Source organism: Rickettsia koreansis (assembly GCF_046532895.1).
Classification (GTDB): Bacteria; Pseudomonadota; Alphaproteobacteria; order Rickettsiales; family Rickettsiaceae; genus Rickettsia; species Rickettsia rickettsii.
Window position 1 is genome coordinate 423,127 of sequence record NZ_WHLZ01000001.1, and the last position, 13,308, is coordinate 436,434.

Below are 13,308 nucleotides of genomic sequence, written 5' to 3' on the forward strand. Positions count from 1 at the left end.
TCAAAAACATGAATAAACTAATCCCTTTACCTCGTGAATTTTTTGCAAGAGATACTAATGTAGTAAGCACTGAGTTAATCGGTAAAGCTCTTTATTTCCAAGGTAAAACAGCCATCATTACTGAAACTGAAAGCTATATAGGGCAGAATGATCCTGCTTGCCATGCAGCAAGAGGGCGAACAAAAAGAACGGATATAATGTTTGGTCCTGCAGGCTTTAGCTATGTCTATTTAATTTACGGAATGTATTATTGTTTAAATTTCGTAACCGAAGCTAAAGGCTTCCCTGCTGCGACCTTAATAAGAGGCGTACATGTTATTTCGCCTGAAAATCTATACCTCAACGGTCCGGGTAAATTATGCAAATATTTAGGAATTAATATTTCTCATAATAAATGCGATCTTATAAATAACAACGAATTTTTTGTCGGTGATATCGGCTTAAAGCTACCCTACTCTACTACTGCTCGTATAGGTATTACTAAAGGCATGGATAAATTATGGCGTTATGTTGTTACAGATATCACTAATTTAATCTCTCAATATAATGTATAGCCTTAATAAGGTCATATTGATTTACGGCGAAAGGACCTCGAAAAGGTTTGTCTAATATAAATAATAACAAAAGCATTGATGATGAAGTGATACAAACTAAACCAACCGAAATCTTATGTAAATAAAGCTTGGTGCCAAGCATACAGACAAAAATTAAATTAATAGCAGTCATTATACATACAACTATCCAACATTGAATATTTAAGGGAAAATAGGACATTTCTGTTATACCTTACTGTATAAAGCTCTTTTATCTCCTCAATGATGATTTCCTGCTTAGTCAATAGCTGCATTTGCTCGCTTGCTTTATAAGCTTGTAGTCTCTTATTAATATCTTGGAGGAAACTAAGAGCTTCATGACCGATTTGCTTGCCGTCTTTCATTAATTGCCATTCACGCTACATTACACCTTTGGTATAATTTTTAATATCTAGATAAATTTTAGGTCTCATTTCATGAGGAAGCCAACCTACACTATCTGCAAGCCTCATCAACACTATAGATTCTGCTGCCACCCCTTCTTGTGCTTTATTAAAATTACCGAGTAAATAAATTAATACAAAACCGGTTGATACCGCATACATACTACAAACTACACCCGATAAAAACCCACCAAAACTTCCAAGCTCTTCTTTTTGAAAATTATTAGGAATAATGTATTTTGTTAAATATAAACATCCAGCACAAAAACTCATCAAAACAATATTAGGAACGGTATAGATAAAGTCAATTATATGATTACATAGGTATTATTAACCATGTCCTGCTGAATATTTATGTAATATACTAGAAATAAGAGTTTGATAAGGTAATCCCTCATAAGCAGCTTTTTGTTTTATTCTCATTAAATCACTACTAGAAATACGAATATTTATTCGAGTATCTTTTTTTAAATAATTAGCTGCTGCAACTTGTGCTATATGTTTCTCTTGTTCAAAATTTTTAATTCTTTGCCATTCATCATTTTCAAAAGACTCCAGCAATGCGTTTTCTTCAGCATCTAGTATTATATTTGATACATTCTCTTTATTTCTCATTACTTTTTCCTATTTTTAGATATTTTTGAGTAGCTTTGCGACGTGGAATAATAGTCTTTAAAAACACTGTTCCATCAACTTCAATAATAAAAGGCACTAAATAGGCGTATTCATTAAATTTAACTATATACATTTTTTGCTTTGAATATTTATTAGGATTTGGATGTCCTATTATATCCAATAAACAATTACTTTCTATAACTGATATTATTTCTTCAAAACTTACCTTGCGCTCACTTATTAACTTATAATTTTTTTCAGCAGAAAAGCTATAATTACATTTCTTTGTCATCTTATGATATTAGTACAATGTATGCTTTATGTCAACACTACACTTCCGTCTCTTCTAAGACTACTGTAGAATCAGCAAGTTTAGTAATTTTTTCAATTTTTAACCGAGCTTCTTTTAGTTTTTTCTCACAATGATTCTTAAGTAAAATACCTCTTTCAAAGCTATTAACTGCCGTCTCTAGACTCTCTTGTCCGTTATCTATTTTTTTAACAATTTCCTCAAGCTCTTTTAAAGCTTCTTCAAAGCTAATATTTGCTTCTAAAGTTTTAGTATTAGTCATTTATTTTTATTTTTTAATGGTTATCTGTAGTAGTTGTGTCTTCAGTTGTTTGGGGTATAAGTAATTTTTTTATCTCACTACTATCAAAAGTTTTCTTAGGAGCAAAAATACTCCCTTGCATTTTTATATTAAGATGTGCCAAGCTATCTTTATCAGAACTTGTATTTGAGGTATTTAACTTAACAAGCCTTGCCGGCACGTAAAATGATAAAATGCTAGATGCATCCATATCAAAATTATATATATTAACTGCAAAAGAGGCTGCACCGCTACTATATTGTGTTGCAAATTTTACTTTTTTTAAAAGGGCAATACCTTTTTGTAGTTCAATATCACCGCTTATACCTCTAATATTTTCTTGTCCTGTGGTTATAGCACTATTTATATCTTTATCTAAATTTTGTACCTTATAATCAGCTGTATCAATTTTTTCTATAAAAGAATCAATTGCAAAATTATTAACATCTATATTGTTTATAGCAAATTGTGATTTTGTAGTCAGGTTATATAGCTGGCTTTGAAGAGTGTTACCGTTAGTTCCTAAACTACCGCTTATACTTATTTTTCCACCACTTGCAGTAAATATTTTAGGCATAAGAGCTGAAACTTTGTTTAAATCTATTGTATTTAAAGCATATACGAAATTTATAGCATAAGGTTTTAATAAAATATTGCCGTTACCTTGAAGCTTACCGCCTAATAATTCTGCTTCAATATTATTAAATTGTAATAAATTATTATTATTTGCTACATAAAATTTAACATTTTTCAATATTAAATCATTTTGTAATAATGTAGACAATGTACCGGAAAATTGTAAGGTAGCTTTATCTAAACTATAATCATTTATTAATTTATTTCTTAAATTAAGCATTCCTGCCGGTGATAATAAATCAGTCGTAAGATTACCGTCCTTAATTTCTACGGTCAAAGACGGTAATACACTCGATGCATCTAAGTTCCAGCTAGTTGATAAATAGCTGTTAGCAGTTTTAAAATCTAAATTACTAATTTTTATATTAGCTGGTACGATTTTAGCAAGCAAATTCATTTTGTCAAATACATGATCGTTATACTTAACGCTATCTATCAGAATATCTAAATGAGCTAAATATCCTATTGTTCTAATAGGGATGAATTTACTTGGATAATCTAGCGCTTTCATATCTTTAGTTAAATTTTTTGTAAATTCGATAAGCGGCGAAATTATTGGATACGTTCTACTGCTTAAGTCAAGCGAAGATATATTAAGCGTAGCGTCTAAACGAGGGGTTTGAGCAATAAATTTACTAGAAAAATTTCCTGATAAATTTAAATTATCTGTTTTGAGTAATAAATTTTTAAAAAATAAATCTATTAAAGTGAGTTTTAAATCCGATGACAAGCTAAAAGGAATAGCTTCTTTAATAGTAACATCGTTAAATCCTAAAATATTCAGTAACGAATTTATATCGTTGTGCTTTAAATATAGCTGTCCATCGAACATACTTCTAACGGCATTCTGTGTTACATTACCTGTAAGCTTAAATTCTCCACCTGATTTAATATTACCTGAAAATTCATTTATCTTTAAAGTACCCTTTGATAAGTTAGAAGAAAAGACTATTTTTTCTAGTGCTTCATTATTACTTAAAATTATTTCGTTAATTGCCACGTCTGCTTTAAGTAATTTATCGGCAAAAATAAATCTAATATTTGAAGAAGAAGTATTAAATGTTACCTCTGCATTTGGAGAAATTAACGAACTTAAATCTATTTTAGGAAAATCTAGTTTTACATTAGTAGTAATATTATCATTTTTAGCAATGTTAACAAATCCATGACCAATAATAAAAGACGATGCTATGACTATGTCTTTTAGCTCTATTTCATCTTCATTATTTGAAATATTAAATTTAACGTTTATTGCCTCATGTTGATTAAATTTATTAAAAAGATGATTTAAATCCGGTAATATATTATACATTACCGATGCTAAATTTTTAATCTGATATTCACCACTACCGCTAATAAGCTTAGAATCTTTGTAAATTTGCGATAACTTAAAACCATAATCATTATTATCAATATTAAGACTAAAATCTACTATATCGTCACGTTTATTAATTGAACCTGAAATTTTACCTATATAGTTACTTGTAGTTTTAAATATGTAATTAGACGATAAAGCATTTTCTTTTTTTAATATACAATTATTAAAATTTAAAATAGAATAATCTTGTTTATTAATAATACTTAGATTAGTAATATTTAGATTTATATTTTGTAATTTATATTTAAAGAAATTCTTTATTAACTCTTCATGATTATAAATATTTAATACATTAGAATGTGAATAAAATTTAGCATCTAATATATCTATTTTATTAATTTTAGGATTAAATTTTATAAGCGACCACAACGAAAAATGAATTTTAATCTGCTCTAAATCTAACTTTCCTTCTTCTCTTATCGTCTCAATAACTAAATAGGACAAAGGAAATTTATTCATCTTTATTTTTCCGATATTTTCTTTCGCAATTCCTAAATGACTGGTAAAATTATTAGTAACCGAATTATAGTTAACAAACGATAATGCACCAAACATTATAAATAACAATAATGAGAAACAAATTATGACGCCGGCAGCTATTTTTTTTATCATGTCTGTAAAAAAGTTTTTAAATATATTATTATATATAATCATCAAAATTTAAAGGCAAATTAATGAATTCTTTAGAAAATTTAATTTTAGTCGGTGTAATAAAATCATGTCATGGAATTAAAGGTCATGTAATGTTAAAATCTTTTACCGACCCTGCTACAAAAATACTTGAAAGAAATTTAGTAAATGAGTCAGGAGCAAATATACATATTAAGCTAATTAGCCAAAATGCCAAAGGAGAATTAATTTGTACATTTAATGATATAGCTACTCGAAATGAAGCTGAAAATTTAAAAGGTTATAAAATATTTTGCTTAAGAGCAAGTTTACCGGAACTAGAAGAAGATGAATTTTATATAGCGGATTTAACTCATTTACCGGTATTAAACCAAGATCATAAAGAAATAGGCAAAATTAAAAATATTCTTAACTTTGGTGCCGGTGACATAATTGAAATAGCATTTTCAGATCAAACAACCGAATTATTACCTTTCAATAAAGAATTTTTTCCTATTATAACTAAAGATTATGTGATTTTAAATTATTAAAGAGAAGCTTGAATAATTTACCGTAATTTTCAATTTCTTTATAGTACCCTACGATTCTTATTCATCACTGTCTCATCCCGTGGCTTGACCACGGGATCCAGTTAAAAATACTAAATTTATTAGTATTTATTGTTTTTATGGCCCCCATGGTCAAGCCACGGGGTGACACACAGTGGGTTTTACCGGTCCACGCAACAACGCCTCGTGGGAATGACATAGAATATAATTATTTCAATCCTTAATTGAGTAAATTAATATAAAATTGACAATTAATCCTTAAATACTATAATAATTAATATATGTATATAAATAGAAGATTAAGCTCTATGCCTAAAACTTTAAAATACTCACTTATTATATTTATAAGTATAATATTATTATTAATTGTTATTCCTTTCTTTATTCCTTTAAATCATTATAAAGGAATAATAATAGATAAAGTTAAAGAGGCTACAAATAGAGATTTAACTATTAACGGCGACATAAAATTAGCTTTACTACCGAATCCCGCAATATCACTATCAGAAATTAAATTATCATCAATAAACGGTACAAAAGAACCTCATCTAGTTTCCGTTGAAGGTGCTAAAGCGTCATTACGACTTTTTCCTCTTTTTAGAGGAGCAATTGAAGTAGCTTCTATAGAACTGCAAAAACTGATTATAAATCTAGAAGTTTTAAGTAATGGACAAAAAAATTGGCAATTTTCTACACCTAATAATGCATCCAAAACAAATGAAATTAGCCCTGTAGAATCTACCGATACTAAAACTGAATTAGCACTTCCTATTTTGATTAGTCATTTTAAAATTATAGACGGCAAAGTAATATATATAGCAAAAAACAGTGAGAAAATATTTAACGATATTAACTTAGAGACTAAAATTAAAAGCCTTAAAGGTCCTATAGATTTGACTTTAACTTTAAAGGCTTTAGAACAGCAAATTAATATAGACGGAAATATTGAAGAAATAGGTAAAATAATTCCGTTAAGTGCCAATATTAATCTTGCCAGTGAAAAAATTAAAATCGAAGGAAAATTTGATAGCAAAAATAATTCGTTCATAGGTAACGCAAATATTAAAGGTAATACTAAAACTTTAGGTATGCCTGCTGATTTACAAAATGACTACGAGCTAACTACGGCAATTACTACCGATAGTAAAAATATAGCTATTAAAGATGCTAGACTTAATTATCCAAATATAGAATTACTAGCAAATGCAAATTATGATATAGAGCATAATAACCTAAAATCAAATATTATTATCAATCCCGGTAACATTATAACCGAAATTAGCTCTAATTTAGATAAGACAAATATTATTCTACAAGCTGATAGTTTAAAACCTATACTTGATGCTCTAAAACTAAAGACCGATAAATTACCGTCTATTATTAACCAAAAACTTATACTTACTTCTAATGTAATTAGTAATTCTCAAGCAATAAAATTACAAAATATTAATTTATCGGCTGCAAATAGTAATCTAACAGGCAATATTGAGCTTAAAAATTTAGCACAAGATATAACTATTTCGCACAATCTAAAAATTAATAATTTTGAGTCGTTTATGTCTCTTATGGGAGTAAGTAATTTAAGTAAGATTGGAGTATTGCAGTTAAACGGAGGAGTGCAAAAAATTAAAGATACTTTCCATATTAATAATAAAATATCCGCTTTTAATACTAATATATCTATTAAAGGAGATATTAATTTAGCAACTCAGAAGCCCAATTTTAATCTTAACTTATATAGTCCGTTAGTTAACTTGGATAAAATTCTTACAAGTAATAGTCCTACTCCTGCTCCAAATAAAACTAATAGTCCTGCTACTCAAAACATACCTACAGATAAAAATAATTCTCCTTGGTCAAATAATCCTATTAATTTAGGTTTTTTAAATGAAATTGAAGGGCAATTATCCGCAAATATTGATAAATTAACTAACGACTCATTAATCATAAATAATTTAAAAGCAAAATTAAATATCACTGGCGGCACGCTGAATATTACTTCAGTTAATGCAAGCATTTACGGTGGCGAACTAAATAGCACCGGTTATGTGAGTTCAGCCAAAGATCAAAACGCTGCAATTAAAATCGATTTAAAAAATGCCTATCTCAAAAATTTCACTCCGCAATCGGAGAAAATAAAAATAACTGATGGGCGACTAAGCTTTAAAGCCGATCTTATTTCTCGCGGTAATAGCGTTTATACATATGTTAATAATCTAAATGGACAATTTAACGTAAATAGCGATAACGGGGAAATAAGCGGATTTGATTTAAACCGAATCGCAGATGCGGTAAATAATGCTAAAAATACCGAAGGAGTATTGCGACTTATTAGCAGCTCCTTTAGTGGCGGATCCACATCTTTTAAAAATTTAATTGCCAGCGGAAATATAACGCAAGGCAAGCTTAATTTAAATGAATGTCGTTTAGATGCTTCACCTGCCACAACAAATGCAAGAGGTCAAATTAACTTACCACAATATATGATGGATGTTAGTGCAAGCGTTACTATTGCGGATTTACCGCCTATAGCCGTTAAACTATACGGATTCATAAATAATCCGCAGCATAAATTAGACGTTCAAGCCTTTCAAACATATTTAGTTAAAAACGTATTTAATAGCGTTATTAAAGACTTAAAAAGCGGAGAGAAGAAACCTGAAAATATTATTAAAGATGCTTTGGGTCTCAGAAAGAAAAAGGATACAAATACAGAGAAACAAAGCAGCCCTCTGCAGGAAAACCAACAAGCAGATCCTGTGAATAAGCTTCTACAAAAAGGATTGAAGAAACTGTTTTAATGTGACCGTCACGGGTGTTGTGTGACTTATTATTCCTCTCTATGTCATCATCCAGCACAACATATAATATAGTGTAGTAACAATGTTGAAGTTATTTTTTCTAGACTTAGTTAGCAAGCAAACTAGATGACAGTGCAAAACTCATAAATACCCACGTTTTGATACAGTTATTCCTGTGCCAAACCTAATTGGATACACATCCTTTGTTTCCTCAGTATCTAATACCAAATTAGATATGTTTTTAGGGAAATCTGGAATTACTTGAGTAATTTTTGCTGCTTCTTCATCATAATTTGCCTTTTTCAGCAAAATAATAAGGTCTTCATATAATGATTTTCTATTTGAACTTAACCCTATAGCTCTTTTGATAGAAGCGAGTGCTTCCTCCGGATTTATTTTATGTAATTTAGTAAAAAACTCTTCGTGATAGTATGCTTTACTTGGATCTAGTTCAATAGCTTTCTTTAATGATTTAATCGCATTATCTTGTTGTTTTTCCATTAAAATAGAACTTAAACTATGAAAAATTTCAGCTTCTCTATTGTTATATTTTTCAGTTTTATCATAAGTTTCAATAAAATTTGAAAGTTCTTCAGGATCAGTTTCAACGAATTTTCGTAGATTGTCTTTTTCTTCTTGATATTGGATATCTGTTATGAAGATCGAGATATTTTTTCACTACTTTCTTTAGCAATTTCAGAAGTTTTAAACTTCCAATAAGGCAAAATTTCATTTTTATATGGTTGACAAATGCATACTCCTTGCTCACCTTTACCTACTCTATAGCTTTCCGGACATTTACGATACTCAATATCATTTTTCCATTTATAACTTTTATTATCAAAATTTAGATAGCTTGGTTTTTCCATAACTTATAATATATTTGTAATTAATAATTTATAACTACAATTTCAATGTAAGTAAATAAATCTGAAGTTTGTAAAGCTAAGTAAGTATTTTAAATAAACTTTAATTTAAAATCATATGATTAAGAAAATAATACAAAATACGAAAGCTTTGCACGTATGTCCTAATGGAAGATCAGCTGATTACATAACGCCTAACTTCATGTATGGCTGTGCCGGAGGTTGCAGCAATAGTTATTGTTATGTTATGCGTCATAACTATGAGACATTATATATCAATGAAAATATAGATCAAATACTTGACGTATTGGATAAACATATAGCAAATTTACCGACTAAAATTTCCAATCAAACAGATTCTAAATATTGGACATATGATATAGGTTGTTCTACCGATATAAGTTTGCATTGGAAACACACTAATTGGTTCAAGATATTTAATTTCTTCAAAGAAGATCCACGTGCTAAAGCAACTTTTGCTACTAAATATGTCAATCCTAAATTACTTAATTTTAATCATGAAAACAAAATAAGGATTAGATTTAGTGTGATGCCGGCAAGAATGAGTGAGATATTAGAGCCAAAAACGAGTCCAATTATCGAGAGAATAAAAGCGGTGAATATTTTTATTGAAGCAGGTTACGAAGTTCATCTAAACTTTGCTCCTATTATTGCTTATGAAGGCTGGCTTACCGAATATGCAAAGTTATTTGAAGATTTAGCTCAATACATAAATAACCAATATAAACCGTTTATAAAAGCGGAATGCATATTTTTAACGCATAACGATAAGCAGCATGAAAGAAATATTGCCCCAAATAGATTAGAGAGTGAAGCTTTAATTTGGCAACCAAATTATACAGAAAAATAAAGTAAGAGAATATGGAGGCAAGGCGGTACGTTATAAAGCCGGTATTAAGAGTAGTTTTCTCCAACGATGGAGTGTGTTGTATGACAGGTTGCTCCCATGGAATAAAATACTATATATATTCTAACTCTTCATACTTATCAAAATTACGAAACAAAAGCATAAAATTTAAAAACTACAGTTATAAATACTACAGTTATAAATAAAAAATCACTTGCATGAAAATACACTTATGATATGTTTCTTCACATTGGGTTTCAATTGTATCTTCCATAAAAGTAACCCAACACTATTTATCTCTCAGCTAATAGTGGATATAGTGTTAGTTGAGTACAAAAGTAAAAATATACAAAACAAGTAAAATATCGAATAGACAAAAAATCGTTTAGCTTGTTTGTTATCAGGGGTGTCATAGAATAAAGAACCGGCATAATATAGAAATACTACCCCAAGAATACCAGAAATTATTAAATATATAAAATTATTCATTCCAATAAAAAAAGGCATTAGCGAAACAATAAATAAAAGAATACTGTAAATTAGAATTTGTTTTTTAGTATATAAAGTCCCTTTTACTGCAGGCATCATCGGTACTTTACAGTTTTTATAGTCATCGTTACAGAATAAAGCAAGAGCCCATGAATGCGGCGGCGTCCAAATAAAAATAATCAAAAATAATATAATCGACTCTAGAGATATAGTATTGCTTACCGCTGCATAACCTATCACAGGAGGTAAGGCTCCCGATACTCCACCAATAACGATATTTTGTATAGAACGACGCTTTAACCAGAGAGTATAAATACATATATAATAAAAAATAGTGAATAACAGTAAAAAGGATGCAAGTAGATTAACACATAAAGCCATAAAAAATACTGCAAAAAATCCCGTTATCAAACCAAAAGATAAAGCTTCATCAGATTCTATAACTCCTCTTACTATCGGTCTTTTTTGGGTACGTTTCATTAAGCTATCGATGTCTCTATCGTACCACATATTAATTGCCCCTGCACTACCTGCCCCAAGAGCTATGCAAACAACTGCAATACCAGCAATAAACGGATGCACGGAATAAGGAGCAAGCCACATACCTACAAAACCCGTAAAAATCACAAGCGACATTACACGCGGTTTCATAAGTAAAATATAGTCTTTAACAGTACTTTGTGAATGATTGATTTTACCTAAATTGATTGGTCTTACTAAAGAACTCATATGAAATATTTTTTAATTAAATATAAAAAGTTTTAGGTTAAAAATCAATGATTGACTTTGATGCAAGAAATGTATATATTTTTTTGTAATTCAAATAATAAGTTAAGGATATTATCAGTGACAAAAATTGTTCGTTCTAAATATAAAGCTAGTAGAAGACTTGGAGTAAGTCTATGGGGTGATAGCAAGGATGCTTTCAATACACGAAATTATCGTCCCGGGCAACATGGGCAGAATACCATGATTAAAACTTCAGATTATGGTTTACATTTAAAAGCTAAGCAAAGATTGAAATGCCACTACGGTCGTGTCACTGAAAAACAATTTAGAAATATTTTTGCACTTGCTCAAAAAATGAAAGGTAATACCGGTGAAAATTTCATTGGGTTACTTGAAAGTAGACTTGATACTGTAGTTTATAGAATGAATATAGCTCCAACTATTTTTGCTGCAAGACAGTTAGTTTCACACGGACATATTAAATTAAACGGTAAGAAAGCCGATATCGCAAGCATACGACTAAAGGCAGGCGATGTTATAGAAGTTAAAGAATCCGTAAAACAAATACCGCTTATCCAAGAATCCGTTTCAAAACAAGGTCAAACAACACCGGGGTATTTATCATTTGATGTACCTTCATTAACCGGTAAATATTTAAGAGTTCCTGCTCTTTCTGATGTCCCATATCCTTTTGAAGCAGAAGTGCATTTAGTAATCGAGTTATATTCCCGTTAATAATTATAAAAAGGCAGGTTTTATTTATCTGCCTTTTTACTTTCTTCCCTACACCTACATTTTTTCTTTATACTATAATACAACTTATCACCTAATTCAGTAGCGTTTATTAAAGATAGATTAGTTAAGAATTTAACGTCTGAGCTAAGAAAAAACTGTAATTTTTGACGAAGCAAGGAAGTATAAAAATGCTAATTTTTTAGCATTTTTTTATTATTTTTATGGAGGTGCCACGCTACCTTTCAATCGCTCGAAAGGTATTGCTGCGTGGATCAGTTTTTCAGTTGTTTTTGGATACCGTGGTCAAACCACGGTATAACACCGAGTGCCTTTTTCGATACACCCAACAACGCCCGCTCACAATAACGATATCTATTTTTAATAAAAATCGCTGATTCTACCTTTTCCAAGAAGTTAGCATATGGAACGCATTTAATAATTAGAGGTATAACTTGGTTTTATTGTAAATGGGACAACAGAAAGCAGTCTTTTTGTTTCGGCAACTCTTACTGATGAAATCTTAATAACCGAAGGATATTTTCAGAAACATTATCTTACTTCTGCCACATTTAAAGGAAGTGTAATCTACCCTATTACTACAAATTTCATCACAACTTTTCCTAATTATTCAGTACCAATTTATTTAACTTCTACAGCTGCAATAGTAGGCTTAGCATATTATGGGACTGATTTCTTAAATTATCAGGAAAATTTACAAGAAATTCAGATAAACTTAACTCCTAATATTAGGGTAATTGATCCTAATATACTTTCTAACAATTTTAAAAATGATTCAAAAAATGAAATTAAAGATGTAACCCAAAGGTTTTAGATTTAATTGAAGCATACATAAATAGTAGTTTTATTAACTATACCGGAAATGATGGCAATACATTAATTATATTAACCTTACTCATACAGGACCCTAATGCTGCTATAGGACCTCTTGTTTCTCAAGGAGCAAAAATCAGTATTTTATGGTGTGGAAAAAATATAATCAGCACACTATTCCAATCATATAAAGCTTCTTTAACACAAAATACTCAAGATTTAATCGAACAAAAAACTTTAGAACTGTTACTAAACGAGGAATATAAAAGTAAAATCTTAGGATTAAAGGATATAGAAGCTATTACTAATAATTTATTTAATGATCTTAATAATACTTTCACTATTGGAATTTTACAATTAGGGAATTTAACCACTCAAAAAATTATACAGCTTATTGCATTGCAAGAGATAATGAATTTAGTTCCAGGAGCTATTATTTAATGCGTTTGAAAATATTAAGCAAGGATTTTTAAATATATTATATCAACTGGATATTTCTTACAGGCAAGAAACAGAGAAAATTAACGAAAATAAAGCTTCTATAGTAAGAAATATATCCTCTAATACTTCAAATATCTTGTTAACTGATTCTGCTCAATTTGTACAAAATCAATAT

At 29.6% G+C, this 13,308-nt stretch carries 12 protein-coding genes and 1 pseudogene; 5 read left to right on the forward strand and 8 right to left on the reverse strand.

What is annotated here, in order from left to right; translation table 11 throughout:
* Positions 1–8: 8 nt before the first annotated feature.
* The gene (locus GCO76_RS02410; RefSeq protein ID WP_410956050.1) at positions 9–554 is read left to right on the forward strand and encodes a DNA-3-methyladenine glycosylase; all 546 of its coding nucleotides are present in this window, start codon (positions 9–11) and stop codon (positions 552–554) included.
* Here GCO76_RS02410 and GCO76_RS02415 read toward each other — a convergent pair.
* The 5 genes and pseudogenes from GCO76_RS02415 to GCO76_RS02435 all read right to left on the reverse strand — a co-directional run bounded on the left by GCO76_RS02415 (position 526) and on the right by GCO76_RS02435 (position 4,807).
* Positions 526–1,249, reverse strand: a pseudogene (locus GCO76_RS02415) (bestrophin-like domain). The gene GCO76_RS02410 and the pseudogene GCO76_RS02415 sit on opposite strands and share 29 nt — an antisense overlap.
* A gap of 57 nt (positions 1,250–1,306) precedes the next feature.
* Positions 1,307–1,591 carry a CopG family antitoxin gene (locus GCO76_RS02420; RefSeq protein WP_410956051.1) on the reverse strand — a complete coding sequence of 95 codons (285 nt, stop codon included), beginning with the start codon at positions 1,589–1,591 and terminating at the stop codon, positions 1,307–1,309.
* A complete protein-coding gene (locus tag GCO76_RS02425) occupies positions 1,581–1,883 on the reverse strand; it encodes a toxin (RefSeq protein ID WP_410956052.1) in 303 nt (100 codons plus the stop codon). Before GCO76_RS02425 ends, GCO76_RS02420 begins: the two co-directional genes overlap by 11 nt.
* A 37-nt stretch (positions 1,884–1,920) precedes the next feature.
* Positions 1,921–2,163, reverse strand: a complete 243-nt coding sequence (locus tag GCO76_RS02430) for an exodeoxyribonuclease VII small subunit (RefSeq protein ID WP_014014175.1) — start codon at positions 2,161–2,163, stop codon at positions 1,921–1,923.
* Between the two features lie 13 nt (positions 2,164–2,176).
* On the reverse strand, positions 2,177–4,807 hold the full coding sequence (locus tag GCO76_RS02435; protein WP_410956053.1) for an AsmA-like C-terminal region-containing protein: 2,631 nt from the start codon (positions 4,805–4,807) through the stop codon (positions 2,177–2,179).
* Positions 4,808–4,869: 62 nt separating this feature from the next.
* Here GCO76_RS02435 and rimM point away from each other — a divergent pair, with 62 nt between their 5' ends.
* Both rimM and GCO76_RS02445 read left to right on the forward strand, forming a co-directional pair.
* Entirely contained in the window at positions 4,870–5,355 is a 486-nt protein-coding gene (rimM, locus tag GCO76_RS02440; protein WP_103896845.1) for a ribosome maturation factor RimM, read from the forward strand.
* Positions 5,356–5,681: 326 nt separating this feature from the next.
* On the forward strand, positions 5,682–8,174 hold the full coding sequence (locus GCO76_RS02445; protein ID WP_410956054.1) for an AsmA family protein: 2,493 nt from the start codon (positions 5,682–5,684) through the stop codon (positions 8,172–8,174).
* Between the two features lie 141 nt (positions 8,175–8,315).
* On the opposite strand, the gene GCO76_RS02450 is transcribed toward GCO76_RS02445, so the two are convergent.
* Both GCO76_RS02450 and GCO76_RS02455 read right to left on the reverse strand, forming a co-directional pair.
* Positions 8,316–8,675, reverse strand: coding sequence for a hypothetical protein (locus GCO76_RS02450; RefSeq protein ID WP_410956055.1), 360 nt, complete (start codon positions 8,673–8,675; stop codon positions 8,316–8,318).
* A gap of 152 nt (positions 8,676–8,827) precedes the next feature.
* A complete protein-coding gene (locus GCO76_RS02455) occupies positions 8,828–9,043 on the reverse strand; it encodes a DUF4385 family protein (RefSeq protein WP_012737014.1) in 216 nt (71 codons plus the stop codon).
* A 115-nt stretch (positions 9,044–9,158) separates the two neighbouring features.
* Here GCO76_RS02455 and GCO76_RS02460 point away from each other — a divergent pair, with 115 nt between their 5' ends.
* A complete protein-coding gene (locus tag GCO76_RS02460) occupies positions 9,159–9,911 on the forward strand; it encodes an SPL family radical SAM protein (protein ID WP_410956056.1) in 753 nt (250 codons plus the stop codon).
* 297 nt (positions 9,912–10,208) lie between these two features.
* Here GCO76_RS02460 and cyoE read toward each other — a convergent pair whose 3' ends face one another.
* Positions 10,209–11,126, reverse strand: a complete 918-nt coding sequence (gene cyoE, locus GCO76_RS02465; RefSeq protein WP_410956057.1) for a heme o synthase — start codon at positions 11,124–11,126, stop codon at positions 10,209–10,211.
* A gap of 117 nt (positions 11,127–11,243) precedes the next feature.
* Between cyoE and rpsD the strand changes: the two genes are divergently transcribed.
* Positions 11,244–11,861, forward strand: a complete 618-nt coding sequence (gene rpsD / locus GCO76_RS02470; RefSeq protein WP_010977111.1) for a 30S ribosomal protein S4 — start codon at positions 11,244–11,246, stop codon at positions 11,859–11,861.
* Positions 11,862–13,308: the final 1,447 nt, after the last annotated feature.